Origin of the sequence: Mycolicibacter heraklionensis (genome assembly GCF_019645815.1) — a bacterium.
GTDB lineage: Bacteria > Actinomycetota > Actinomycetes > Mycobacteriales > Mycobacteriaceae > Mycobacterium > Mycobacterium heraklionense.
The window spans coordinates 3,310,239-3,335,921 of sequence record NZ_CP080997.1 but is presented as its reverse complement, the minus strand read 5'-3'; the positions used below and the strand labels follow the sequence as shown (position 1 = coordinate 3,335,921).

At 69.6% G+C, this 25,683-nt stretch carries 22 protein-coding genes; 14 read left to right on the top strand and 8 right to left on the bottom strand.

The window, feature by feature from the left end; genetic code table 11:
* Positions 1-2: 2 nt before the first annotated feature.
* Positions 3-575 carry a TetR/AcrR family transcriptional regulator gene (locus K3U94_RS15760; protein ID WP_220694311.1) on the bottom strand — a complete coding sequence of 191 codons (573 nt, stop codon included), beginning with the start codon at positions 573-575 and terminating at the stop codon, positions 3-5.
* Between the two features lie 59 nt (positions 576-634).
* On the opposite strand from K3U94_RS15760, the gene K3U94_RS15755 reads away from it, so the two are divergent.
* On the top strand, positions 635-1,243 hold the full coding sequence (locus K3U94_RS15755; RefSeq protein WP_220694310.1) for a TetR/AcrR family transcriptional regulator: 609 nt from the start codon (positions 635-637) through the stop codon (positions 1,241-1,243).
* Between the two features lie 73 nt (positions 1,244-1,316).
* Complete coding sequence (locus K3U94_RS15750; protein WP_220694309.1) at positions 1,317-3,092, top strand: flavin-containing monooxygenase; 1,776 nt, start codon at positions 1,317-1,319, stop codon at positions 3,090-3,092.
* Positions 3,093-3,104: 12 nt separating this feature from the next.
* Here the strand turns inward: K3U94_RS15750 and K3U94_RS15745 are convergent, their stop codons facing one another.
* From K3U94_RS15745 to K3U94_RS15730, 4 genes are all read right to left on the bottom strand, one after another.
* On the bottom strand, positions 3,105-4,238 hold the full coding sequence (locus tag K3U94_RS15745; protein ID WP_047319044.1) for an NDMA-dependent alcohol dehydrogenase: 1,134 nt from the start codon (positions 4,236-4,238) through the stop codon (positions 3,105-3,107).
* Positions 4,239-4,248: 10 nt separating this feature from the next.
* Positions 4,249-5,493 carry a glycosyltransferase family 4 protein gene (locus K3U94_RS15740; protein WP_220694308.1) on the bottom strand — a complete coding sequence of 415 codons (1,245 nt, stop codon included), beginning with the start codon at positions 5,491-5,493 and terminating at the stop codon, positions 4,249-4,251.
* A 106-nt stretch (positions 5,494-5,599) separates the two neighbouring features.
* The gene (locus K3U94_RS15735) at positions 5,600-7,135 is read right to left on the bottom strand and encodes a 1,4-alpha-glucan branching protein domain-containing protein (RefSeq protein WP_220694307.1); all 1,536 of its coding nucleotides are present in this window, start codon (positions 7,133-7,135) and stop codon (positions 5,600-5,602) included.
* Entirely contained in the window at positions 7,132-7,929 is a 798-nt protein-coding gene (locus tag K3U94_RS15730; RefSeq protein ID WP_220694306.1) for a class I SAM-dependent methyltransferase, read from the bottom strand. Before K3U94_RS15730 ends, K3U94_RS15735 begins: the two co-directional genes overlap by 4 nt.
* A gap of 197 nt (positions 7,930-8,126) precedes the next feature.
* Between K3U94_RS15730 and K3U94_RS15725 the strand changes: the two genes are divergently transcribed.
* From K3U94_RS15725 to mnmA, 9 genes are all read left to right on the top strand, one after another.
* A complete protein-coding gene (locus K3U94_RS15725) occupies positions 8,127-8,918 on the top strand; it encodes an electron transfer flavoprotein subunit beta/FixA family protein (protein ID WP_047319048.1) in 792 nt (263 codons plus the stop codon).
* 38 nt (positions 8,919-8,956) lie between these two features.
* Positions 8,957-9,913, top strand: a complete 957-nt coding sequence (locus tag K3U94_RS15720) for an electron transfer flavoprotein subunit alpha/FixB family protein (protein WP_220694305.1) — start codon at positions 8,957-8,959, stop codon at positions 9,911-9,913.
* Between the two features lie 46 nt (positions 9,914-9,959).
* A complete protein-coding gene (locus K3U94_RS15715; protein WP_220696829.1) occupies positions 9,960-12,713 on the top strand; it encodes an AAA family ATPase in 2,754 nt (917 codons plus the stop codon).
* 111 nt (positions 12,714-12,824) lie between these two features.
* Positions 12,825-13,568, top strand: a complete 744-nt coding sequence (locus K3U94_RS15710) for an SDR family oxidoreductase (protein WP_220694304.1) — start codon at positions 12,825-12,827, stop codon at positions 13,566-13,568.
* Positions 13,565-14,293, top strand: coding sequence for an SDR family NAD(P)-dependent oxidoreductase (locus K3U94_RS15705; protein WP_047319050.1), 729 nt, complete (start codon positions 13,565-13,567; stop codon positions 14,291-14,293). The genes K3U94_RS15710 and K3U94_RS15705 overlap by 4 nt, the downstream gene beginning before the upstream one ends.
* Positions 14,294-14,393: 100 nt before the next feature.
* Positions 14,394-15,257: a GNAT family N-acetyltransferase gene (locus tag K3U94_RS15700; protein WP_220694303.1), complete on the top strand. Its 864-nt coding sequence runs from the start codon at positions 14,394-14,396 to the stop codon at positions 15,255-15,257.
* Positions 15,258-15,268: 11 nt separating this feature from the next.
* The gene (locus K3U94_RS15695; RefSeq protein ID WP_230987154.1) at positions 15,269-16,072 is read left to right on the top strand and encodes a lysophospholipid acyltransferase family protein; all 804 of its coding nucleotides are present in this window, start codon (positions 15,269-15,271) and stop codon (positions 16,070-16,072) included.
* Between the two features lie 62 nt (positions 16,073-16,134).
* A complete protein-coding gene (locus K3U94_RS15690) occupies positions 16,135-17,319 on the top strand; it encodes a cysteine desulfurase family protein (protein WP_220694302.1) in 1,185 nt (394 codons plus the stop codon).
* A complete protein-coding gene (gene mnmA, locus K3U94_RS15685) occupies positions 17,316-18,389 on the top strand; it encodes a tRNA 2-thiouridine(34) synthase MnmA (protein ID WP_220694301.1) in 1,074 nt (357 codons plus the stop codon). Before K3U94_RS15690 ends, mnmA begins: the two co-directional genes overlap by 4 nt.
* 75 nt (positions 18,390-18,464) lie before the next feature.
* Here mnmA and K3U94_RS15680 read toward each other — a convergent pair whose 3' ends face one another.
* Positions 18,465-19,088 carry a sensor domain-containing protein gene (locus K3U94_RS15680; protein ID WP_220696827.1) on the bottom strand — a complete coding sequence of 208 codons (624 nt, stop codon included), beginning with the start codon at positions 19,086-19,088 and terminating at the stop codon, positions 18,465-18,467.
* Between the two features lie 61 nt (positions 19,089-19,149).
* Between K3U94_RS15680 and K3U94_RS15675 the strand changes: the two genes are divergently transcribed.
* The gene (locus K3U94_RS15675; protein ID WP_220694300.1) at positions 19,150-20,163 is read left to right on the top strand and encodes a uroporphyrinogen decarboxylase/cobalamine-independent methonine synthase family protein; all 1,014 of its coding nucleotides are present in this window, start codon (positions 19,150-19,152) and stop codon (positions 20,161-20,163) included.
* Here the strand turns inward: K3U94_RS15675 and K3U94_RS15670 are convergent.
* Positions 20,160-20,558, bottom strand: a complete 399-nt coding sequence (locus tag K3U94_RS15670) for an MmcQ/YjbR family DNA-binding protein (RefSeq protein WP_220694299.1) — start codon at positions 20,556-20,558, stop codon at positions 20,160-20,162. The two genes, K3U94_RS15675 and K3U94_RS15670, sit on opposite strands and share 4 nt — an antisense overlap.
* Positions 20,559-20,591: 33 nt before the next feature.
* On the opposite strand from K3U94_RS15670, the gene ligA reads away from it, so the two are divergent.
* Entirely contained in the window at positions 20,592-22,685 is a 2,094-nt protein-coding gene (ligA, locus tag K3U94_RS15665) for an NAD-dependent DNA ligase LigA (protein WP_220694298.1), read from the top strand.
* Here ligA and K3U94_RS15660 read toward each other — a convergent pair.
* The gene (locus K3U94_RS15660; RefSeq protein ID WP_220694297.1) at positions 22,682-23,263 is read right to left on the bottom strand and encodes a TetR/AcrR family transcriptional regulator; all 582 of its coding nucleotides are present in this window, start codon (positions 23,261-23,263) and stop codon (positions 22,682-22,684) included. The genes ligA and K3U94_RS15660 overlap by 4 nt on opposite strands.
* Before the next feature lie 119 nt (positions 23,264-23,382).
* Between K3U94_RS15660 and K3U94_RS24145 the strand changes: the two genes are divergently transcribed.
* On the top strand, positions 23,383-25,677 hold the full coding sequence (locus tag K3U94_RS24145; RefSeq protein WP_220694296.1) for a PGRS repeat-containing protein: 2,295 nt from the start codon (positions 23,383-23,385) through the stop codon (positions 25,675-25,677).
* The last annotated feature ends 6 nt before the right edge of the window (positions 25,678-25,683 follow it).

Genomic DNA, 25,683 nt, shown 5'->3' with positions numbered 1-25,683 from the left:
GCCTAGAACAGCGCGCCCCGGATGAGATCTTCGGCGCCGCGCAGTGCGTCGCGGTAAGCCGCCGGTGGCAGGCGATCCGCCTGCTCGGCCAATCCTCGAGCCAGGGCGTAGACAGCGTCCGCGGCACCGTCGGGCTCGACGCCGGCCGCCAGCGCTCCGCCGCGCTGCGCATCGCTGACGATCTCCCCGATGACATCGCGTAACGGCGGCACCGTCCCCATCGCCCGATCGAACGCGGCCAGCTGTGGATTTTCCTGCGCCATCCGGTCGGCTTCCTCGAGCACCGCAGCGAGCTGGGCCACGACGTCGCTGTGGCGTCGTGCGGCGATGCGCAACCGCGGCAGCGCGGCCTCGCGGGCCGCCGCCACGGTCGCCTGTAGCAACTCGGCCTTGCTCGGGAAGTGGTGGTAGAGGCTGCCGCTGGTGATCTCAGCGGCGGCGGCGATCTCGCGGATGCCGGCGCCGGCGCAACCGGACTCGGCCACACACCGCATGGCCGCGTCGATGATCCGCCGCCGAGTCTCGTTGCTGTTGATTCCAGCAGGCCGCCCTCGCGGCGACGAACTGACGACCATGATTACCGGATTATGTCGGTCCTCGATTCGGTGGGTCAACCACTGCGAAGATTGATGCCATGACGACACCGCAGCTCGGTCGCCCGGTCGGCGCCGTCGGCGAGGAAACCCGCCAGCGGATCATTGCCGCCACCATCCGATGCGTGGCCGAATTGGGCTATTCGCGGACCACCATCCGTCAGATCGCGCGCACCGCGGGCGTCACCAGCGCCAATCTCTATAACTACTTTCCCAACAAGGCTGACCTGGTGGCAGCCGCGATCGCCGCCCGGGCCGAGATCGCGCTGCCGCGGCTGCGGCGCGCCGCCGAGCGGCCCGGCACGGTCGTCGACCGGATCGAGGCCGTGCTGGACGAGTCCGGCGACCTCATGCGCGAGCATCCCGATCTCGCCACGTTCGAGTGGGCGATTCGCGCCCAGAACGCCGTGACCGTCTACCCGGGGGAGGCCGGGAACGTCGGGCTGCAGGAACTGCGCGACATCATCACCGGCATCGTTGCTGAGGACCGCAGCCGTGACGCTCCCGCAACGCGGTCGGCGGTCGAGGTGACCTACGCCCTGGTCTATGGCTTGACGGAGCTGGCGGCGACCGGTTCGCCGGAGACCTATCACGCGGCGCTGGCCGCCGCGAAGCGGCTGATCAGGGGCACTCTGTTCGCCGCCCGTTGATATGATCAATTGATTGATTATATGCTGAGCCGGTTGCTGGGCTGGCTGTGCGGCGTTCCGGAGGTGCCTGATAGTGACCGATGTCCAGGATCCGGAGACTGCTGGGGGCCAGGACTTCGATCCGAATGCCCTGCGCGACAAGTACGCCCGGGAACGCCAGCGGCGCCTGCGAAACGACGGGATCGACCAGTATGTCGAGGTGGCGGGCCGCTTCGCCCGGTTCGCCGAAGACCCCTGGGCCGACCCGGGTTTCAGCCGGGAACCGCTGTCCGATGAGGTCGACGTCGCGATCGTGGGAGCCGGTTTCGGGGGGCTGCTGACCGGTGCCCGGCTGCGGGAGCTCGGCGTGGGATGCATTCGGTTGATCGACAAGGCGGCCGACGTCGGGGGCACCTGGTACTGGAATCGGTATCCGGGCATCGCATGCGACGTGGAGTCCTACGTCTACATGCCCCTGCTGGAGGAGCTCGGCTACGTGCCGACCGAGAAATACGCCAAGGGCCCGGAGATCTTCGCGCACTGCCAGCGCATTGCCCGCCACTACGACTTGTACTCCGACGCCTGCCTGCAGACCGAGGTCACCGAAATACGTTGGGACCAGGCGGTATCGCGCTGGGTGATCACGACCAATCGCGGCGACGCATTCCGGGCCCGATTCGTGTCGATGGCCAATGGCTATCTGCAGAAGCCGAAGCTGCCCGGAATCCCCGGCATCGACGAGTTCGCCGGCCGAACCTTCCATACCAGCCGCTGGGACTACGACTACACCGGCGTGGATCTGGAGCGGCTGGCCGACAAGCGGGTCGGGATCATCGGAACCGGTGCCACCGCGATCCAGTGCGTGCCGCGACTGGCCGAAGCGGCCGGGCAGCTGTACGTCTTTCAGCGCACACCGTCGACGGTGGACGTGCGGGGCAACCGGCCGACCGACCCGCAGTGGGCGGCGCAGCTGGAACCGGGCTGGCAACAGCGCCGGATGGAGAACTTTCAGATCCTGACCGCGGGCGGCCAGGCCGACGAGGACCTGGTCGACGACGCCTGGACCAGCCTGACCAAGCAGATGCCGATCGTCAATGAGGGTGGCCCCAACGCCGCCGAACTCGCCGACTTCGCCAAGATGGAAGAGATCCGCGGCCGTATCGACGCGCTGGTGGACGATCCGGCCACCGCCGAGGCACTCAAGCCGTGGTACGGCTACTACTGCAAGCGGCCGTGCTTCCACGACGAGTACCTGCAGGCGTTCAACCGCGACAATGTCACGCTGGTCGACACGAAAGGCCGCGGTGTCGAGCAGATCACCCGCATCGGCGCGGTGGTCGACGGCGTCGAATACCCGCTGGACTGCCTGGTTTTCGCGACCGGCTTCGAGGTGGGCACCGACTACTGCCGGCGCACCGGTTTCGAGGTGATCGGGCGCGACGGGGTGACGCTGACCGACAAGTGGGCCGACGGGGTGCGCACCTTCCACGGCCTGCACACCCACGGCTTCCCGAACTGCTTCATCGAGAGCATCGCGCAATCCGGGTTCACGGTGAACTTCCCCTACCTGATCGACACCCAGTCGCGGCACATCGCCTGGGTGATCGCCCGGGCGTTGCAGCAGGGGGTGACCGCGCTGGAGGCCACCGCGGACGCGGAGCAGAGCTGGGTCGACGCCGTGGTGGCGCGTTCCGGGGTTATCGCCGGCCGGCGCGAGACGTGCACCCCGGGCTACTACAACCGCGAGGGCCACGCGAACGAACGGCTGCGCCAGGACAGCTTCTTCTTCGGCAGCCCCACCGAGTACGCCGACATCCTTACTGCCTGGCGGGATGCCGGCACGCTGGATGGGTTCACCATCACCCGATAGGGGCGTGCGGAGCTACCGGCCGAAGTCGATGACGCCCCTGATCAATTCGCCGGCGGCCAGGTCTTGATACGCCTGGTTGACGTCCTCGAGCGAGTAGCGCCTGGTGATCATCTCATCGAGGTGCAGGCGGCCCGCCTCGTAGAGCGTGGCCAAGAGCGGGATGTCGGTCCGCGGGTTGCAGGAGCCGAAGACGGTGCCGCACAGCGTCTTGTTCATCAGCATCATGTCCTGGGGGTCGATGCTGGTCCGGGTGCCCTGCACCGCCATCCCGGTCAGCACGCAGGTCCCGGCCTTTCGGGTCAGCCGCAGCGCGTCCTCGACATCGGAATCGGTGACGACGGCGGGGGACACCACCACGGCGTCGGCCATCACCCCGCGGGTCAGGTCGCGGACCATCTCGAACGCCTCGGCGGCGCTGGCCGCGGTGTGCGTGGCGCCGAACGTAGCCGCCGACTCCCGCTTGAAGGCAACGGGATCCACCGCGACGATCCGCACCGCGCCGTTGATGCGGGCGCCCTGGATGGCGGCTGTGCCGATGCCGCCCACCCCGATGACCACGACGGTGTCGCCGCCGCGCACCCCGGCGCGATACGCCGCCGAGCCGTACCCGGTCGGCACCGCGCAGGCCAATAGGGCGGCGGGAAGCAGGGGCAGGTGCGGATCGATCTTGACCAGCGAGGCCGCCGAGACCACGGTGTGTTCGGCGAACGCGCCAATCTTGGAGACATGAGCCAGGTCCCGGCCGTCCGCGTCGTGGTGCCGGAAGGTGCCGTCGGTGGGCATCCCGGGCAGCATGGTTCCCGCTCCGGCGTCACAGATGTACTCCATACCCGAAGAGCACCAATGACATTGACCGCAGACCGCGACGAATGACGTCACCACGTGATCGCCGGGGGACAGTGCCGTGACACCGTCTCCGACCTGCACGACCACCCCGGAGCCCTCGTGGCCGCCGATCGTCGGCGCAGTCGGGGCGAGCTGCGCAGGCGGGGCCAGGTGACCCTGGCGGATGTGTTCGTCGGAATGGCACAGGCCCGCCGCGGCCATTTGGACCAAGACCTCGCCGGCGCGCGGCGGATCGAGCTCGAACTCCTCGACCGACCAGGGGCCACCGTAGGTTCGCAGGATCGCGGCGCGACTTCTCATCTCGCCGGGTCTACCGGTCCGGCAGTGCGTGCTCGATGATCGGCCGGCGTGGCTGCGGGTCTCGCAAGCGACGTTTGGCCGCCAGGTACACCTGGGCGGTCTCGTCGGCGACGGTGTGCCAATCGAAGTCGGAGCTGAGCCGCTCCCGGGCAGCGACGGCGCGGCGCTGGGCTGCGGCCGGGTCGTCGAGCACGTGGCAGACGGCCGCGGCCAGGGCTGGTACGTCGCGCGGCGGGCAGGACATCCCGGTTTCGCCGTTGATCACCGCCTCGCCCAGTCCGCCCACGTTGGCGACCACCAGCGGGGTCCCGGCGGCAGCGGCCTCCAGTGCCGCCAGGCCGAACGGTTCGTAGTGGCTGGGCAGCGCCGCGGCGTCGGCCCGGTGCAACAGTGCCAACAGCTCGTCGTGGTCGACCCGGCCGATGAACCGGGTTGCCTTGAGTACCCGGTTCTTTCGGGCGCACTCGACCAGCCAGTCCTGCTGCGTGCCGTCGCCGGCGATGGTCAGCGTGGTTCCCGGGTGGGCGCGCCGGATCCGCGGCAGGGCCGCAATGATGTCGTGCACGCCCTTCTCGTATTCGAGTCGCCCGACGAACAGGATCTCCGGCGGGCCGCTGCGGGGCTGCCGGCTGGCGAACGGCCACCGCGCGGCGTCAATGCCGTTGCGGATCACGGTGGTTTCGGCCAGCCCGGGCCCGAACAGGTCGGTGATCTCATCTCGCATCGAGGCCGAACAGGTGATCAGCGAATCGGATTCGCGGACCAGCCACGACTCCACCGCGTGCACCTGACGGCTCAACGCCCCGGACACCCAGCCCGAGTGACGCCCCGCCTCGGTGGCGTGGATCGTGGAAACCAAAGGCACATCGTAGAATTCGGCGAGCGCAATGGCAGGGTGCGCCACCAGCCAGTCGTGGGCGTGCACCAGATCGGGGCGCCACACGCTCTGGCCGCCGTCGATCTTCAGCGACAGTCCGGCGCGGACCATCGAATGTCCCATCGCCAGCGTCCAGGCCATCATGTCCTCGCCGAAGGAGAACTCGTGCGGGTCCTGCGCGGCGGCGATAACCCGCACGCCCTCGCTGATCTCGTCGGACGACGGGTGAGTACTCGGGTCGGTGCCATAGGGGCGCCGGCACAGGACGACGACGTCGTGCCCGGCGGAGGCCAGCGCGGTCGACAGGTGATGGACATGTCGACCCAGCCCGCCGATCACCACCGGCGGGTATTCCCACGACACCATCAGGATCTTCACGCGGCGAGTCCATTCTCCGGCGAGCGTGCGTGTCCCCGGCCGACACGCCGAGACAAACACCGGGTTTGCGCACGCTCGCGCGGGAGGGGGCTCCGCTGGATGGGGGTCACCGTGGCAGCCTACGGGCATCGAGGGCGCCGAACAGACCGTCGGCCTTATTCCAGCCGTCGGCCAAGCGCTGCGCCGTGTCTCGGTGGCCGCCGGCCAGTGCGTCGGCGATCTCGCGGGTGGCGTGCGCGTGCAGCTGCGCGCGGTAGCGGGCGTAGTCGGCCGCGGAGTCCTTGCTGACCATGAACGGCCAGTCACTGGAGACGGTCAGCAGCGCCTCGCGCAGGATCTGGTCGGCGACCCGGTCACGGGGGGTGGGCCCCGATGGCGCGGCCGTCTGCGCCAGGGCCTTGTCGACGGCGCCCAGGGCGGTCTCGGTCACCTCGGAGTTGAGCTGCACCAGGTCGGCGACCTTCTCCCCGGACCACACTCGCCAGTCCTTGCCCGAGCCCCACGAGCTGGGTGGCAGTTCGACCGCCTCGCCGACGAAGCCGGAGTTGATCGCATCCGCGAGTGTCCCGACGCGAACCCCCGCTGCCGGCAGTGCCCGCAAGACCCGGGCCAGCCAGGTCGGTCCCTCGTACCACCAGTGGCCGAACAGCTCGGTGTCGAATGCGGCGACCACGTGGGCGGGGCGGCCGATCCGCTCGGACTCGGACTGCAGGCGGCCCCGGACCACCTCGACGAAATCGGCGACGTGGGCATCGATCGCGGCGTCGGCGCGCTGCGGGTCATACGGCGCCTTCTGCTCGGGGGCGACGTTGCGGCCGGTGACCCGGGACGGCTTCAACCCGGTGCGGTGGTCATGGGTGTGGAAATCCCGGTAGGCGTCATGCCCCGGATAGCCCGACTTCGGCGACCACACCCGGTAGCTGACCGACAAGTCACGGCCGAATGCGATCACATCGGAGTCACCGACCGGTCGGCCCAGTGTGGTGTCGCCGTGCAGCGACGGGCCGTCGACCATGAAGTGCGAAATCCCGGCGGCCGCGTACTCGGTTTCCAGGCCGGGCGTGTAGGCGCATTCCGGCGCCCAGATTCCGGTGGGGGTGTGGGCCAGCCGCGCCCGGGCGTCGGCCAGTCCCTCGTGCAGCGCGAACTGGCGCAAACGTGGCGCCAGCAGGGGCTGGAACGGGTGGGCCAGCGGACCGCCGAGCAGTTCCACCGTCTGCGCCTGCACCAGCTCCCGCAGCAGCGGGCTGGCGCCGTGGCGCCACAGCAGCGCGAACTCCTCGAGAGCCTGTTCGGCGGCGGCGCATTCGTGCAGCCCGAACGGGCGGATGTCGGCCAAGGTGGTGGCCTGGGCAGCGCGCAGCTGCCAGTTCGCCAGCCAGTGGTGCATCCCGTCCAGACAGTACGGGTCGTCGAGCTGGGCGGCGACCACCGGTGTCACCCCGAGCGTGAGCAGGTTCCGCCGGCCTTCGGCGGCCAGCGTCCGCAGCACCCGCACCAGCGGCAGGTACGCCGCCGACCAGGATTGGTAGAGCCACTCCTCGCCGACGGGCCAGCGGCCGTGGTGCGCCAGCCAGGGCAGGTGGGTGTGCAGCACCAGGGTGAACAGGCCCGGTACCGAGCCGTTGGATTCTTCGGTCACCGGCGCACCGCGATCGCCACCAGGTCCAGGCTGTCGTCGATGTCGCTTTCCGCAGCATCCAGGATGTCGAAATCGTCGCAGGTGACACCGGCGACATCGGCCAGCAGGTCGGCCGGCCAGGGCGCATCGGCGACCGCCCGCGCGATCTGGGCGTCGATGATCGAGCCGCCGTGCCGGGCATCCATCTCGGCCAGCGCCGGTCCATGGAAAACCCCGTAGACCCCCTCGATCTCGAATCCGCCCTCGACCAGCAGCTCGGTCAGTTCGGCGGCGTTGAGCTCGCGGGTGTGGAAGGGGTTGATCGGAGTGTCGCGACCGGGGGAGAAGGTGATCCGGTTGGGAGTCGACACCATGAGCAATCCGCCGGGCCGCAGCACCCGGGCGCATTCGGCGATGAACTGCCCCTGGTCCCAGAGGTGCTCGATGACTTGGAAGTTGACCACCACGTCTACGGCCGCGTCGGGCAGCGGCAGCTCGGCGAGGTTTCCCTGGACGGCTTCGACGCGTGGATAGCGGGCCCGTACGTGGGCCACCGCGGAGTCGTCGTAGTCGACGCCGATCACCCGCTGGGCGACCCGCGCGATCAGGTCGGCGCCGTAGCCCTCGCCGAAGCCGGCCTCCAGGACTTCGCGGCCGCTGCAGCGCGGCGCCAGCTGCTGGTAGACCACCTCGTGACGCCGGAACCAGTAGTTCTCGACGTCGAGTCCGGGGATGGTGCGCTCCCCGGTCAGCGTCAGCGTGCTGTCGCCGGGCGGCGTGCCGGTGGGGTCTCCGGCGGCATTCGTAGATTTCATCGCACAGGCAGGCTAACGCGAAGGGCACGGTCCACGAACCGGCTACCCCACATGGCTTTATCACGACCCGCTACGCTGTACACGCGAACCGCACTAAGTTACCGGTGAGTAACATTTCTCGTGCGGCTGCGTGAATCGCTGCCCCAGTCTTGTGGCTCGCCGCTGCAGGACCCCTTCGAGGAGGACGAACCACACTCATGACGAACATCGTGGTCCTGATCAAACAGGTCCCAGACACCTGGTCGGAGCGCAAGCTCACCGACGGTGACTTCACGCTGGACCGTGAGGCCGCCGACGCCGTGCTCGATGAGATCAACGAGCGGGCCGTCGAAGAGGCGTTGCAGATCCGGGAGCGGGAAGGCGCCGAAGGCACCGTCACCGTGCTGACCGCCGGCCCGGAGCGGGCCACCGAGGCGATCCGCAAGGCGCTGTCGATGGGGGCTGACAAGGCCGTGCACCTCCTCGACGACGGCATGAAGGGCTCCGACGTCGTCCAGACCGGCTGGGCGCTGGCCCGCGCCCTGGGCGCCATCGAGGGCACCGAGCTGGTCATCGCCGGCAACGAGTCGACCGACGGTGTCGGCGGTGCGGTTCCGGCGATCATCGCCGAGTACCTGGGTCTGCCGCAGCTGACCCACCTGCGCAAGCTCAGCGTTGAGGACGGCAAGGTCACCGGCGAGCGGGAGACCGACGAGGGCGTGTTCACCCTGGAGGCCTCGCTGCCGGCCGTGGTGAGCGTCAACGAGAAGATCAACGAGCCGCGCTTCCCCTCCTTCAAGGGCATCATGGCCGCCAAGAAGAAGGAAGTCACCGTGCTCACCCTGGCCGAGATCGGGGTCGAGGCCGACGAGGTCGGTGTCGCCAACGCCGGTTCCAAGGTGACCGCTTCGATCCCGAAGCCGCCGAAGACCGCCGGTGAGAAGGTGACCGACGAAGGCGACGGCGGCACCAAGATCGCCGAATACCTGGTCGGCCAGAAAATCATCTAAGCGATCCCCGGACCTGGAAGAAGACGGAAGAAATAGACATGGCTGAAGTACTTGTGCTCGTTGAGCACGCTGACGGAGCGCTGAAGAAGGTCAGCTCCGAACTGATCACCGCCGCGCGTGAGCTCGGCGAACCGTCTGCCGTCGTCGTCGGTGCCCCCGGCACCGCCGCCCCGCTGGTAGACGGCCTGAAGGAGGCCGGCGCCGCCAAGATCTACGTCGCCGAGTCCGACATGGTGGAGAACTACCTGGTCACCCCGACCGTCGACGTGCTGGCCGGGCTGGCCGAGTCGGCTGCCCCGGCTGCGGTGCTGATCGCCGCCAACGCCGACGGCAAGGAGGTGGCCGGCCGGCTGGCGGCCCGGATCGGTTCCGGTCTGCTGGTCGACGTGGTCGAGGTCAAGGCGGGCGCCAAGGTGGTGCACTCGATCTTCGGCGGTGCGTTCACCGTCGAGGCCGAGCCCACCGGCGAGACTCCGGTCATCACCGTCCGCGCGGGTGCGGTTGAGCCTGCGCCGGTCGCTGGTGCGGGTGAGCAGGTCACCGTGGAGGTGCCCGCAGCAGCCGAGAACGCCACCAAGATCACCTCGCGTCAGCCGGCCGTGGCCGGTGACCGCCCGGAGCTCACCGAGGCCCCCATCGTGGTGTCCGGTGGTCGCGGTGTCGGCAGTGCCGAGAGTTTCTCGGTGGTCGAGGAGCTGGCCGACTCGCTCGGTGCGGCCGTCGGCGCCTCGCGTGCCGCGGTGGACTCGGGCTACTACCCGGGCCAGTTCCAGATCGGTCAGACCGGCAAGACGGTCTCGCCGCAGCTGTATATCGCGCTGGGCATCTCCGGTGCGATCCAGCACCGGGCCGGCATGCAGACGTCCAAGACCATCGTCGTGGTCAACAAGGACGAGGAAGCGCCGATCTTCGAGATCGCCGACTTCGGCATCGTCGGGGACCTGTTCAAGGTCGCCCCGCAGCTGACCGAGGCGATCAAGGCCCGCAAGGGTTAATTTTTTCTGCGTGAGCAGACGCGAAAGCCCCCATTTCGGACTCGAAATGGGGGCCTTTGCGTCTGGTGGGCGGCTGACCGGACGAGAGTCCGAGTGCAGCCAGCTGCGGGACACCCTCGCCGCCGCCCGGGCCGGCCGCGCTCAAGTGCAGATCCTGCGCGGCGAGGCCGGGATCGGCAAGACCGCTCTGCTGGACTACCTGGCCGAATCCGCGCCGGACTTCCACGTGATCCGGGCGGCCGGGGTGGAGTCCGACATGGAGCTGGCTTTCGCCGGCCTGCAGCAGCTGTGCGCCCCGCTGGCCAACGGCATGGGCCGGCTGCCCGAACCGCAGCGCGAGGCGCTGGCCATCGCCTTCGGCATGAGCAGCGGGCCGGCACCCGACCGATTTCTGGTCGGGCTGGCGGTGCTGGGGCTGCTGGCCGGGATCGCCGCCCGGCAGCCGGTCCTGTGCCTGATCGACGACGCCCACTGGCTCGATCGGGTTTCGGCTCAGACGCTGGGGTTCGTGGCCCGGCGACTGCAGGCCGAACCCATCGCGCTGGTGTGCGCACTGCGTGAACCCGTAGACGGCCTGACCGGGCTGCCGAAGCTGATGCTGCGCGGCCTGGCTGAGGCCGACGCGCGCGCCGTGCTGGAATCGGCGCTGCCGAGCCCGATCGACCCCCAGGTTGCCGACCGGATCGTCGCCGAGACACACGGCAACCCGCTGGCGCTGCTGGAACTGCCGCGGGGCCTGTCCGCGGCCGAACTGGCCGGCGGCTACTACCGCCCGGACGTGGTGCCGGTGGCCGGACAGATCGAACGCCACTACCTGGCCCGGGTCCGTGCGCTGCCCGACGACGCCCAACGGCTCTTGTTGCTGGGTGCCGCTGAGCCGGTGGGGGATGCGGCGCTGCTGCTGCGGGCGGCCGACGTGCTGGGCCTGGCCGCGCCGGCACTGGACGCGGCCGAGGAGGCCAGCCTGATCGAGGTGGGCGCGCGGGTGCGGTTTCGCCATCCACTGGTGCGCTCGGCGATCTACCGCGCCGCGCATCTGGAGGACCGCCGGGAAGCCCACCGTGCCCTGGCGCAGGCCACCGACCCGGCACACGACCCCGACCGGCGGGCTTGGCATCGCGCCCACGCGGCAGCCGGCCCGGACGAATCTGTCGCCGCGGAGCTGGAGCGCTCCGCTGACCGGGCGGCGTTGCGCGGTGGAACCGCCGCGGCGGCAGCGTTTTTGGCTCGTGCCACCGAGCTGACCCCCGACCCGCTGCAGCGCGGATCCCGTGCGCTCGATGCCGCCGAAGCCAAGCGGGCGGTCGCTGAAACGGACGCGGCGGCGGCGCTGCTGGCCACCGCCGAGCTGGCGCCCCTCGATGAGCGGCAGCGCGCCCGGCTGGCGCGGATGCGCGCACAGTTGGCCTTCACTCGTGGCCGCGGCAGCGGCCACGCAGCCACCATTCTCGATTCCGTTCACCAATTCTTCAGCGCTGCAAGTCGTTTGGAAGCGATTGACGCGGCGATGGCGCAAGAGACCCTGCTGGAAGCGGTCAGCGCGGCGATGTATGCGGGCCGGGCGTTCGGAGCGCAGGTGCGCAACCACACCGCGGCGGCGCTGGCAGCTGGTGTGCGGACTGCCCCGAACCGGCCGGCCGACCTACTGTTGCTTGCGCTGACCACCCGCATCAGCGCCGGTTGCCGGGCCGGCCTGCAGCCGTTGCGTGCCGCGGTCGCCGCACTCACCCCGCGCACCTGGTCATGGCAGGCATTTCCGATCGGATACGAAGCCGCCGTGCACGACCTGTGGGACGACGAGTCCTGGTATCGGATCGCCGACGACGCCGTGCGGGTGGCGACCGACACCGGTGCGCTGGCCATGCTGCCGGTCGCGTTGACGACCCGGGCCGGTGTACACGTGCAGGCGGGCGACTTCGCGGCGGCGCGTGCGCTGATCGCCGATGCCGACGCCCTGTCCGCGGCTGCCGGTCAGACGCCGGTGCGCTACCACGCGTTGGCGTTGGCGGCCTGGACGGGCGAGGAAGCCGAGGCGACCGCGCTGATCGCCGCCGCGGCGCGCAGCGGGGCCGCCCGCGGCGAGGGACGTATCACCGCGCTGATCGGCTACGCCTCCGCGGTGCTGTACAACGGCCTGGGCCGCTACCAGTCGGCGTGCGACGCGCTGCGCCCGACGCTGGACTACGAAGATCTCGGCATCTACGGGTGGAATCTGGCCGAGCTGGTGGAGTCCGGTGCCCGGGCCGGCGAGCAATCGCTGGCCGCCGAGGCGCTGGCACTGCTGCAGGAACGCACCACCGTCGGCGGAACGGACTGGGGGCTGGGCGTGCTGGCCCGCTCGCGTGCGCTGATGTGCGACGGGCCGACCGCCGAGGACCACTATGTCGAGGCCGTCGAGCGGTTGGGGCGCACCCGGATCGCCGTGGACCTGGCTCGTGCGCACTTGGTGTATGGGGAATGGCTGCGACGGGAGAAGCGGCGCGGCGACGCGCGTACGCAGCTGCGGACCGCCCACGAGATGTTCACTGGCTTCGGGGCACAGGCCTTCGCGCAACGCAGCCGGCGCGAACTGCATGCGATCGGGGACAAGATCAGCGGCCGGGCCGCGGCCGGCGGTGACGCGCTGACACCTCAGGAGCAGCAGATCGCCGAGCTGGCCGGCGCCGGCCTGACGAATGTCGAGATCGGGGCGCAGCTGTTCATCAGTGCTCACACCGTCGAGTGGCACCTGCGCAAGGTCTTCGCCAAGCTGGGCATCCGCTCACGCCGGGAGCTGCGCGACACCGCCGCCGGCCGGTGAGCCGGCCCGGATTCGCCGCAGCAGACTACGGACTTTCCGGGGTCCCCCACGGGCAGCGCAGTGCCAAGGTCGAGATATCGAAACCGTGCTGGACGAGAGGGTGTGTCGAAGATGAAGATCACTGTGATGGGTGCCAGCGGGCAGATCGGCACCAAGGTCGTCGAGCTGCTGCGTGCCGCCGGCCACGAGACCGTGGCCGCCGCCCGCAATACAGGTGTCGACGTACTGACCGGAGATGGCCTGGCCGAGGCCCTGTCGGGTGCCGACGTGCTGGTCGACGTGGTCAACTCACCGGACTATGCCGACGGGCCGGTGCTGGAGTTCTTCACCAAGGCCACCAACAACCAGGTGGCCGCGGCCGAAGCCGCTGACGTCGGTCACTACGTCGTGCTGTCCATCGTGAACTGTGATGGTCTGCCCGACAGTGGCTATATGCGTGCGAAGGTGGCGCAGGAACGCATCATCGCCGACTCCGGGCTGCCCTACACCATCGTCCGCGCCACCCAATTCCACGAGTTCGCCGACGGCATCATCGCGTCGCTGACCGTCGACGGCGAAGTCCGGGTGCCCGAAGGCCTGATCCAGCCGGTCGCCGGTGCCGACGTGGCCGCCGAAGTGGCCCGCGCCGCTCAGGCCGCGCCGGTCGACGGGATCGTCAACATCGGTGGCCCGCAGAAGCTGACCTTCGGCGAACTGGCCGCCCTGGTGCTGGCGCATCGGGGTGAGAGCCTGCCGATCGTCGTCGACCCGGCTGCGGTCTACTTCGGCACCAAGGTCGGCGACACCGGCCTGGTCACCGGCGACGACGCGACCCTGGCCACCACCCGTCTGCTCGATTGGCAGGCGGCACAGTGAACGAACTGGCGGGCCAGACCGCGTTGGTGACCGGCGGGACCGCGGGTATCGGACTCGAATCCGCGCGGCTGCTGGCGCGGCACGGCGCCGCGGTGATCATCACCGGCCGCTCGGCAGCACGTGGTACCGCGGCCGTCGCCGAACTCGGCGGCGCGGTGAGATTTGTGGCTGCCGATCTGTCCGACCTCGATTCGGTGAAATCGTTGGTGGAGCAATGCGGCGACGGCGTCGACATCGTGGTGAACAACGCCGCCAGCTTCCCCGGGGCACTGACGGTCGACCAGGACGTGGCGTCGTTCACCTCGACGTTCGACACCAACGTGCGCGGCGCCTATTTCCTGGTCGCCGCCCTGGCGCCGGGCATGCTGCGGCGCGGGCGCGGCAGCATCGTCAACGTCACCAGCATGGTCGCCTTCAAGGGCGTGCCCGGGGCGTCGAGTTACAGCGCGTCCAAAGCCGCGTTGGAGTCGCTGACCCGCACCTGGGCCGCCGAATTCGGCCCGCACGGGGTACGGGTCAACAGTGTTGCTCCGGGACCGACCGCCACCGAGGGCGTCGTCGCCGAATGGGGTGACGTCAATGACGAACTGGGCCGGGCGCTGCCGCTCGGGCGCACCGCACACGCGGCGGAGATCGCCGAAGCCGTGCTCTTCCTCGCCTCGCCGCGGTCCAGCTTCATCACCGGATCGACCCTGCACGCCGACGGTGGTGGCGCCGCCGCCTGATCTCGCGCCAATAAGCGGCGCACAATTCGTCACCAAGCGTGCATCGACATGTCATGCCGTGATTGCCTCGTCGCTGCCTGGCTGCGCGACCGTGCTCAGTGTGAGCACTGGTTCTGTTCTCATCGCCCCTGAGCCCGCCACCGATTCTCCCGCTTCCGGGACCGACAACCCGCGCTACTCGTTGCTGCTGTCCACCGACCCCGCCATGATCGAAGCCGCGCAGCGGATGCGATTCGAGGTGTTCAGCACCGAGCCGGGCTTCTGCCTGACCGACACCGACGGCCGACCCGGCCTGGACGCCGACCACTTCGACGAATACTGCGACCACCTGCTGGTGCGCGACGACGACTCCGGTGAACTGGTCGGCTGCTACCGGATGCTGCCGCCCACCGGGGCCATCGCCGCCGGAGGCCTTTACAGCGCAATCGAATTCGATGTCACCGCGCTGGACCCGCTGCGGCCGTCGCTGGTCGAGATGGGTCGTGCCGTGGTCCGGCCCGGCCACCGCAACGGCGCTGTCGTGCTGTTGATGTGGGCCGGAATCCTGGCCTACCTGGACCGCTACCAGTACGACTACATCACCGGCTGCGTGTCGGTGCCGGTGTGCGGCGAGGGCGCCCCCGGCAGTCAGATCCGCGGTGTCCGCGACTTCGTGCGGCGCCGCCACGCCTCCCCGCACCGGGTGACCCCGTATCGGCCCGTGGTGGTCGACGGCAAGAGCCTCGACGAGATCGCGCCGCCGACTCGCCCGACCATGCCGCCGCTGCTGCGCGGCTACCTGCGCCTGGGCGCGCGGGTCTGCGGTGAGCCGGCCCACGACCCGGCCTTCGGGGTGGGGGACTTCCCGGCCCTGCTGCGCCGCAGCGACGCGGACACCCGCTACCTGCGCCGGCTGCGGTCGGTGTCCGCGGCGTCGGTGGTGGCGGGGGCCCCTGAGGCGGCCGACACCGCCGCACAGGCGTGAACCAAACGCCAGTGAACGCCTGGGCGCCCCAGGCGTTCTGCACCCCCCGGTGCATCCGTGGCGGTAGCGAGCGACCGTTCCCGGGGATGGTGGCGCTGCGGCTGGCCCTGGTGGTGCTGCTGGCGCCGCTGCTGCCACTGCTGGCGGTACCGATTCCGGGCCGCGTCCGGCTGCAGCGCCGCTGCTGCCGGGTGGTGTTGCGCTGCTTCGGCGTGCGGGTGACCACGACCGGCGGGCCGGTACGCAACCTGCGCGGCATGTTGGTGGTCAGCCCACACGTGTCCTGGCTGGATGTGTTCGTGATCGGTGCGGTATCGCCGGGGACGTTCGTGGCACGCGCCGACCTGATCAGCTGGCCCGGCATCGGAGCGCTGGCCCGCATGATGCGGATCATCCCCATCGAGCGGGACAGCCTGCGTGGGTTGCCGGTGGTGGTCGAGACGGTGGCGGCCCGATTGCGGGCCGGCCGCACCGTCGTGGCCTTCCCGGAGGGCACCACCTGGTGCGGACGGGCCCACGGCAAGTTCTATCCGGCGATGTTCCAGGCCGCCGTGGACGCCGCGCGGCCGGTGCAGCCGCTGCAGCTCACCTACCACCACCAGGACGGGTCGCCGTCGACCGTGCCGGCGTTTGTCGGCGACGACAGCCTGTTGGCTTCGATGCGTCGCTTGATCACCGCGCGACGCACTGTGGCGCAGGTACATGTCGCGGCTTTGCAGTTGCCGGGAACGGATCGGCGTGAGCTGGCCGCGCGTTGCCAGGCGGCGGCGGGCTGGCGGGTGCCGCGGCGTCGACGAGCCCGCATCGTCTGTTGAACAGCGCAGCCGCCCGCCGCAGCGCCGGGGCGGCTGCGCGTGCCCGGTATCCTGGGCAGGTCATGGTCTATCTGGATCACGCCGCCACCACCCCGATGCACCCGCCAGCCATCGAGGCGATGGCAGCTGTGCTGGGAACCGTCGGAAACGCCTCCTCGCTGCACGCCGCGGGCCGCGCCGCGCGCCGCCGGATGGAGGAGTCCCGCGAGTCCATCGCGGCACGGCTGGGTGCGCGCCCGTCCGAGGTGGTGTTCACCGCCGGCGGCACCGACGGCGACAACCTGGCCGTCAAGGGCATCTTCTGGGCCCGCCGCGACGCCGATGCGCGGCGACGCCGGATCATCACCACCGAGGTCGAGCACCACGCGGTGCTGGATGCGGTGGGCTGGCTCGCCGAACACGAGGGCGCCGAGATCACCTGGCTGCCCACCGACGCCGACGGCTCGGTGTCACCGGACGCGCTGCGCGAGGAATTGGATGCCGGCCGGGCCGACGACGTCGCCCTGGTGTCGGTGATGTGGGCCAACAATGAAGTGGGAACGGTGTTGCCGGTCGCCGAACTGGCTTTGATCGCGGCTGAGTTCGGAGTGCCGATGCACTCCGACGCCGTCCAGGCGGTCGGGCAGCTGCCGGTCGATTTCGGCGCCAGTGGGTTGTCCGCGCTGAGCCTGACCGCCCATAAGTTCGGCGGCCCGTGCGGGACCGGCGCACTGCTGATTCGTCGTGACGTAGCCTGTGTCCCGCTCACGCACGGTGGTGGTCAGGAGCGTGACATCCGTTCCGGCACACCCGATGTCGCCGGGGCAGTCGGAATGGCCGCGGCGCTTCAGGTCGCGGTGGGCTCGTTGGAGGCCACCGCCGACCGCGTTGCGGGCCTGCGTGACCGGCTCATCGACGGAGTGCTCGCCCGGATCGACAACACCCGGGTCAACGGGTCACGCATCCAACGGCTGCCCGGCAACGCGCACTTCACCTTCGCCGGCTGCGAAGGCGACTCCCTGCTGATGTTGTTGGACGCCAACGGCATCGAATGCTCCACCGGATCGGCCTGCACCGCTGGTGTGCCGCAGCCCTCGCACGTCCTGACCGCGATGGGTGCTGATCCGGTGGCCGCCCGTGGATCGCTGCGACTGTCGTTGGGACACACCAGCGTCGACGCTGACGTCGACGCCGTGCTGGCGGTGCTGCCCGGCGCCGTGGACCGGGCCCGCCAGGCGATGCTGGCCGCCGCGGGAGTAGCCCGGTGAAAGTCGTCGTCGCGATGAGCGGCGGGGTCGATTCATCGGTCGCCGCGGCCCGCATGGTCGATGCCGGGCACGACGTGGTCGGCGTGCATCTGGCACTGTCGCGCAATCCGGGCACCCTGCGCACCGGCTCGCGGGGGTGCTGTTCGCGGGAGGACTCCGACGACGCCCGCCGCGTCGCCGACGTGCTGGGCATCCCGTTCTACGTGTGGGACTTCTCCGAGCAGTTCAAGGACGAGGTGATCGACGACTTCGTCGACTCCTACGCTCGCGGCGAGACGCCCAACCCGTGCATGCGGTGCAACGAGAAGATCAAGTTCTCCGCGGTGGCCGCCCGAGCCCTCGCTCTGGGCTTCGACATGGTGGCCACCGGCCACTACGCCCGGCTCGCCGACGGTCGACTCCGGCGCGCGGTGGACGCCGATAAGGACCAGTCCTACGTGCTCGCGGTGCTGACCGCCGAGCAGCTCCGGCACGCCGCGTTCCCGATCGGGGACACCCCCAAGCCACAGATCCGCGCTGAGGCCGCCGAACGTGGTCTGGCGGTGGCGAGTAAGCCCGACAGTCATGACATCTGCTTCATCCCGACCGGCGACACCCGCACCTTCCTCGGCGGCCACATCGGCGTACGGCCGGGGGCCGTGGTGGACACTCACGGGTCGGTGCTGGCCGAACACGACGGGGTGCACGGTTTCACCATCGGCCAGCGCAAGGGCCTGGGCATCGCCGGGCCAGGCCCGGACGGCCAGCCGCGCTATGTGACCGGTATCGACGCCGCGACCGGCACCGTCACCGTCGGGCCCGCCGCCGAGTTGGACGTGGTGGAGCTCACCGGGCGGGCACCGGTATTCACCTCCGGGCGGCCGTGGCATGGCCCGGTCGAGTGCGAGGTGCAGGTGCGCGCCCACGGTGAGACCGTCGGCGCGGTGGCCGAACTGGTCGGCGACATGTTGCAGGTGCGACTGCGCACGCCGTTGCGCGGCGTGGCCCGCGGCCAGACCCTGGCCTGCTACCGCCCGGACGCGCAAGGCGACGAAGTGATCGCCAGCGCCACCATCGCCGCCACCTTTTAACGCCGAACGTGTACTGAGTGCGACGATGTGGCGATTTTTTCGGCCTGAATGCACGTTCGGCGCGGGGAAGCGCGCTTAGCCCGGCACCGCGGACGCCATATTCGCCACCACCAGGTCGGCGTCGGACTCCGAAAAGCCGCAGTAGGTGACCTCCAACAGGACCACCGACTTGACCTGGTAGGCCCGGCCGCAGTCACCGGCGTGGGTGCGCAGGGACTCGTCGTCGGCATCCCAGTCGCTGACCAGTCCCGGCCCGGCCGAGGTGTCGGCGCACTCGGCCACCGTGGCCACCAAAGCGTCGAGGGCGTGGTGGGCTGTTTCGGCGTCGGGGTAGACGGCCGCGCCTTCGGAGACCATCGCCGCCTTGGGTGGGTACTGGTAGGTGGTTTTGTGGAAACGCGTCGGCGCGGAGCCGAACACCGCGGTCTCGACGAAGACGAAACGGCACGGCGGCGGGATGGTCGCGGCGAGGTCATCGATGTCCGTTGGGGAGCTGGAATCCATGGTGGGGATCACCGTCAGCTGTTCGTCGGCGCCGACGATGGCCCGCATCCGGGGCGTGCCGAGCATGACCCGGCCGAGATCCACCGCGCCGTCGGGCGCCGGCAGCGCCGCGGGTGGCAGCGCCGTCCCGCCGACCAGCCGGGTACAGCCCACCACCGCTGCCGCCACCGCCCAGATCGGAACCAGCCGCGACATCTTCACCCTCGAAGGCTAGCCCGCCGTGTCCAGGGCTATGTCACTTCAATACGGTTGCCCGGTGAGTGCTTTCGCCACCGGGACCGGACTGGGGTCGTGGCCGGGCACCTCGGCCCGCGCGGCGGCCGAGGTGGTCGTCGGTGAGCTGGGCGACAGCCTGGCCCACCTGGTCGAGCTGCCGGGCCGCGGCGTGGGCGCCGACATGATCGGTCGGGCCGGCGCGCTGTTGGTCGACATCGCCATCGACACCGCCCCGCGCGGCTACCGGCTGGCGGCGCGCCCCGGTGCGGTGACCCGGCGTGCGGTGAGTCTGCTCGGCGAGGACGTCGACGCCCTCGAGGAGGCGTGGGAAGTCGCCGGCCTGCGGGGCAGCGGGCACCCGGTCAAGGTGCAGGCGGCTGGGCCGCTGACCCTGGCCGCGGAGGTGGAGCTGGCGAATGGGCACCGGGCAATCACCGACCCCGGTGCGGTGCGGGACCTGGCCGCATCGCTGGCCGAGGGCCTCACGGCGCACCGGGCCGACCTGTCTCGCCGGCTCGAGACGCCGGTGGTGGTGCAGCTCGACGAGCCGTCGCTGACCGCGGCGGTGACCGGCCGGCTGGCCGGGGTGACCGCATTGAGCCCGGTGGCCGCCATCGACGAGGCGGTGGCCACCGCGCTGCTCGACGGCTGCGCCGAGACCATCGGCGGCGAGGTGCTGGTGCATAGTTGCGCGGCGGGACTCCCCTGGAATGTGTTGCAGCGCAGCTCTATCACCGCGCTGGCGCTGGACTGCACCGCGTTGGAGCCCGCCGACTACGACCAGATCGGTGCGTTCGTCGACGCCGGCCGCACCGTGGTGATGGGGCTGGTTCCCGCGCTTGCTCCGGCGCGGGCGCCCGGAGTGGAAGAGCTGGCGACCGCGGCGGCCGCGATCACCGACCGGATCGGATTCGCCCGCTCGATACTGGCCGAGCGAGTCGGCGTCAGCCCGGTCTGCGGGTTGGCCGGCGCCAGCGCCGGGTGGGCACGCACCGCAGTCGGGCTGGTACGCAAGGTGGGAGAGGCGCTGGCCAGCGACCCCGAGGCGATCTAAGCGCCCCCGTCCAGGAGTCGGATCAGCCGCTGCGGCGCGGTCAGCCGAAACGACGCGTCCACCAGCTCACCGACCTCGTCCCAATCCACTGAGGACGCACTGAAATCCAGTCCCAGCCAACCGGACGGCCCCAGATACATCGGAGAGAAGAACCGCGGGTCTTGTTCCAGCGCCCGCTGCTCGGACTCGTCGACCTTGACCAGCACCGCGTGCGGGTAGGGCACCATTGCGCCGGTGGCCTTGGAGTTGCCGCCGTAGACCGCGAACATCTTCGGAGCGCAGAACACCGGGCGGCCGTGGGAGATCTTCTCGAACGCTTCGGGAAACCCCAGCGCGATGCGCCGCAGCTCCGCCAGACCCGGGTCGTCGTCGCGGTACATGATCGGGTGCGGCATGCCGCCAGCGTAGCCAGCAGATAACCTTCGGGGGTGAGCCCAGAGGCCGACAGCGTCACCCCGGACCTCCGGCGGCAGTGGTATGAACTGGCCGAAGAGGTGCGTGAACACCAATTCCGCTACTACGTCAAAGATGCGCCGATCATCGCCGACAGCGACTTCGACGAGCTGTTCAACCGGCTGCTCGCGCTGGAAGACGCGCACCCGGAGCTGCGCACCCCCGACTCACCCACCCAACTCGTCGGCGGTGCCGGATTCACCACCGAGTTCACCCCCGCCGAGCACCTGGAGCGGATGCTGTCGCTGGAAGACGTGTTCTCACCCGAGGAGCTGACGGCCTGGGCGGGCCGGGTCATCGGTGAGATCGGCGGCGACACCGCCTACCTGTGCGAACTCAAGGTCGACGGGGTGGCGCTCGGGCTGGTGTATCGCAACGGCCGGCTGAGCAGCGGGGCCACCCGCGGCGACGGCCGGATCGGTGAGGACGTGACCCTCAACGCGCGCACCATCGTCGATGTCCCCGAATTCCTCAACCCCGACACCGAATTCCCCGTCCCGGCCGTGTTAGAGGTACGGGGTGAGGTGTACTTCCGGCTGGAGGACTTCGAAAACCTCAACGCCGGACTGGTCGCCGAGGGCAAGGCGCCGTTCGCCAACCCGCGCAACAGCGCGGCGGGCTCACTGCGGCAGAAGAACCCGGCGGTCACCGCCCGACGCAACCTGCGGATGGTCTGCCATGGCCTCGGCTACACCGAGGGATTCAGCCCCGACAGTCTTCATGAGGCCTACACCGCGATGAAGGCCTGGGGGCTGCCGGTCTCCACGCACACGGCGCGCGTCGAGGGGATGGCCGCGGTGGCCGAACGGATCAGCTACTGGGGTGAGCACCGGCACACCGTCGAACACGAAATCGACGGTGTCGTCGTCAAAGTCGACGATCGGGCCCTGCAGCGCCGGCTCGGCGCCACCTCCCGGGTACCGCGCTGGGCGGTGGCCTACAAGTACCCGCCGGAGGAGGCGCAGACCACCCTGCTCGACATCCGGGTCAACGTCGGCCGCACCGGCCGGGTCACTCCGTTCGCCTATATGACCCCGGTCAAGGTCGCCGGCTCGACGGTGGGACTGGCCACCTTGCACAACGCCTCGGAGGTCAAGCGCAAAGGCGTGCTGATCGGCGACACGGTGGTGATCCGCAAGGCCGGCGACGTGATCCCCGAGGTGCTCGGACCCGTGGTCGACCTGCGCGACGGCAGCGAGCGCGAGTTCGTCATGCCGACCCACTGCCCGGAATGCGGAACGCTGCTGGCTCCGGCCAAGGAGGCCGACGTCGACATCCGCTGCCCCAACGCCCGGTCCTGCCCGGCGCAGCTGCGCGAACGGGTATTCCACGTCGCCGGACGCGGTGCCTTCGATATCGAGGCACTGGGTTACGAAGCGGCGATCGCACTGCTGAACGCCGGCGTCATCACCGACGAGGGCGATCTGTTCACCCTCACCGAAGACGACCTGCTGCGCACCGAGTTGTTCACCACCAAAAGCGGTGCGCTGTCCAAGAACGGCCGGCAACTGCTGGCCAACCTCGACAAGGCCAAACACCAACCGCTGTGGCGGGTGTTGGTGGCGTTGTCGATCCGGCACGTCGGACCGACGGCAGCCCGGGCACTGGCCACGGAATTCGGCAGCCTCGACACCATCACCGCGGCGTCCACCGAGCAGTTGGCCGCCGTCGAGGGCGTCGGCCCCACCATCGCCGCCGCGGTCACCGAATGGTTCGACGTCGACTGGCACCGCGCGATCGTCGACAAGTGGCGGGCCGCCGGGGTACGGATGGCCGACGAACGCGACGCGAGTATCGAACGCACGCTGGAGGGGCTGAGCATCGTGGTGACGGGCTCGCTGACCGGCTTCTCCCGCGACCAGGCCAAGGAGGCGATCATCGCCCGCGGTGGTCGCGCGGCCGGTTCGGTGTCGAAGAAGACCGCCTACGTCGTGGCCGGCGATGCGCCGGGATCGAAGTACGACAAGGCCGTCGAACTCGGGGTGCCGATCCTGGACGAAGAGGGTTTTGTCCGGTTGTTGGCCGAGGGCCCCCAGGACCCGGAAGAAGAGTCGCCGCAGGAGGATTAGGCCGTCAACGACTTCTGCAGGGCCAGCCGGGTTTGTGCGATCGCTTCGTCTGGCGCGACGATTCCGCGGGCGATCAGCAGGGCAGCGCCAAGAACCTGGCCACCGAAGTTGGTCGCCGCGACGACGGGATTAATCCGCTGGTCGATTTCGCCGGCGAGCTGTGCTCGGTGGACGGCCGCTGCGAGCAGCCCGACGGCCTGGGCCTCGGGGATCAATCGTCGGGAGTCGGCGATCGGAGTCAGGATCAAAACCCGGTAGCGGTGGCCGGCTTCAATGGCGGGTCCCACCAACTCGATCAGGCTCGGTAACACCGGGCCGTCGGTGGGCAACGAGAGGTAAAGCGCACGCATCGCGGCGACCGCTGCGTCGTGGATCGCGGCGACCAGCTCTTCCCGGTTGGGGAAATGCCGGTACACGGTGGCTCGGTTGAGTTCGGCGGCATCCGCGATCTCCTGCACCGACGCATTCGGGCTTCCGGCGAGCAAATCCGTTGCCGCCTCGATAATCCGCAGCCGATTTTCGACGACGTCCGATCGCGTGCGAGCCCTGCCACCTGCTACGGAAGATCCAGCCGCCATGGTTGACAGCGTAGGTGACGCGTGGCATCGTCCCCCTCACGAAGTGCGACATTATGTTGCACTTACGGTGTTGGTGCGCTGGCGGTCGCACGTCAGCTCGAGCACTGAGCGAGGACGCAATGACCACCCGTGATCACGCCCGCTCGAAGCCCGGGCCGGGTGTCCGTACCCGGATCGGTGCCGCAACGGCCGCCGGCGCGTTGTTCACCTTGGGGTTGCTCCCGCTGGCCGCTCCGCCTGCAGCGCAGGCCGACCTCGTCGACGAGGCGATCGGTGAGGTGTTCTCGCCGCTTATCGAGCCGGCGACGAACACCCTTGACTGGCAGGCTTTCTCGTCCACCACCGCGTGGGACGCCGACTTGACCGCATTGTTCCAAGAGTTGGTCTACACCCCGATTCACACCGGTATCGACCAGTGGCTCGACAGTGACGCCGGCCAGCAGGTCAGCGCCGTGATCAACCAGCTGCTGGGCTCCTACGCGATCGGCGATGGCGCTGCCGGCACCGTCGAGCATCCCGACGGCGGCGCCGGCGGGTGGCTGTTCGGTGACGGCGGCACCGGCTTTGACAGCACCACCGCGGGGGTTGCCGGAGGCAACGGCGGGGCCGCGGGGATCTTCGGCACCGGTGGGGGCGGCGGCGCTGGAGGCGTCGGGGCCGCCGGGGGCGCCGGGGGCTCGGGCGGCTGGCTGCTCGGTATCGGCGGCGCCGGTGGTGCGGGCGGTGATGCGGCCGGGGGAATCGGCGGCATGGGCGGCCACGGCGGTGATGGCGGGTGGCTGTTCGGTGTCGGCGGCCAGGGCGGCGCCGGCGGCCAGGGTGGTGACGGTGGGCACGGTGGTGACGGCGGCAGCGCCACCGGGCTATTGGGCAGTGGCGGTGCCGGCGGCGACGCCGGTGACAGCGGCATAGGCGCCGGCCCCACCGGGTTGCCCGCCCTGGGCGGGGCCGGTGGCAACGGCAGCATGCTCGGCAGCCACGGCATGGTCGGCCACTACGGCACCGGCGCCCCGCTGGGCACCGGCGCCGGCTTCTCGACAGCCGGCTCCTGGATCACCGACGGTGACGGGCGGGTCGTCATCCTGCACGGTTTGGACCACACCAACAAGCTGCCGCCCTACGAGCTGTCGGCCGACGGTTTCGGCGACGACGACGCAGCTTTCCTGGCCGCCAACGGCTTCAACAGCGTTCAGCTGGGCCTCATCTGGGCCGCGGTCGAACCCGAGCCCGGGGTCTTCGACTATGGCTACCTGGCTTCGATCGCCCAGACCGTGCAGACGCTGTCGGCTCACGGCATCTCCAGCGTCATCTACCTGCACCAAGACCTCTACGGCACCGCGTTCGGGGGCGAAGGGGCGCCGGAATGGGCGGTGCAAACCGGTGGGCTGCCCAACCTGGACGTCGGATTCCCGTGGAGCTACTTCGTCAACCCCGCGCAGAACCACGCTTGGGACGCGTTCTGGACCAACTCCCAGGCACCCGATGGGACCGGGTTGGAGAACCACTACGCGCAGATGCTCCAAGTCGTCGCGAACTACTTCAAAGACGACCCCGGAGTAGTCGCCTTCGGTGTGGCTGCCGAACCGCATGCGGGATCACAGTGGCTCTCAAGCGCGTTCGGCAACCCGTTCTTCGATTCCCAGATGCTGACCCCGTTCTACGACCAGGCGATCTCGGCAATCCGGTCGGTCGACCCATACACACCGGTATTCGTGCAACCGAGCGTTCTGGCCAATTTGGGGTTCCCCACCAATTTGGGCGAGGTGAACGATTCCCACATCATCTATTCGTTCGACCACTTCTGCCCGTCCATAGACTTCTTCGGCGTCGACCTCTTCTGCGACCTGTTCGCCGACATGGCGATGGCGAACGCTGCGGCTTACGCAGACGTGCACGATGTCCCAGCGCATATCGGCGGGTTCGGGGCCACCGACAATCTCGGCGCTCACACCGATCTGTTGCAGGCAGCGGCGCGGTACCAGTACGGCTGGGCGACGTGGGTCTACTCAGGCCAGAACGACATCACCACCACCGCATCGTCACGCGAGGCCGAGTCTCTGGTGTACGACACCAACCTCCCCCCGGTCGGCGGCAATGTCGACGCCGGCAAGCTTGCGGTGCTCGCCGAGCCGTACCCACAGGCGGTGGCCGGCACCCCGAATTCCTGGTCGTTCGATCACAGCACCTTCCAGCTCAGCTACGCCACCGCCCGGGCCGACGGCGTGGGCAGCTTCGCCGCGGGCGCCCAGACCAACATCTCGGTGCCTCCCGTCCAATACCCGAACGGCTACCAGGTCGTCGTCACCGGCGGACACGTCATGTCGGCTCCCAACGCTCCCGTCCTGGTCATCGCCTCGGACGCCGGCGCCACCACCGTCAACGTGACCGTGACTGCTGTGCCGGCAGCGGGGTGAAACGGT